This window comes from Neobacillus sp. C211 (assembly GCF_051842875.1).
Classification (GTDB): Bacteria; Bacillota; Bacilli; order Bacillales; family Cytobacillaceae; genus Neobacillus.
Window position 1 is genome coordinate 1 of sequence record NZ_JBPXRO010000116.1, and the last position, 505, is coordinate 505.

Genomic DNA, 505 nt, shown 5'->3' on the forward strand with positions numbered 1-505 from the left:
AGTGGGGAATTGTTTTTTTACATCAGTCCCAATTTCGGATAGAATTTGCTCAGCCATTCTGGTAGCTATACCAGGAATCGAATCCAATCGTGATACATCTTCCTGATGGGAACTGACTCTGTCCGCAACTTCCTTATCAAGCATCTCGATTTGCTCAGTAAGAAAATCAATATGACCTAAAATGGTTTTTAACATGAGGCGTTGATGTGAATTAATATTGCCTTTTAGGGCGAGTTCCAGTTCTTCTTTCTTTTTTTTCATGCTGCGTCGAGCGAAGTTTGCTAGTTTTTCAGGGTCTTCTTCACCATCGGCAATGGCATCAAGCATATCTCGTGCTGAAACACCCAACACATCTGAAACCACGGATCCCAATTTAATGTTCGCGCCTTCTAACACTTTTTGGATTCGATTATGTTGTCTGGCACGCTCTTCAATAATACTTCGACGATATCGGACGAGTTCACGCAATTCACGTTGATTTCGGTCAGGGATATAACTGGCTTTG

Annotated in this window: 1 protein-coding gene; it reads right to left on the bottom strand. The window is 41.8% G+C overall.

Annotated elements, in window-relative coordinates:
- The coding region (locus ACSU6B_RS29365) for an IS110 family transposase (protein WP_410889971.1) at positions 1-505 on the bottom strand (505 nt) is incomplete at both ends.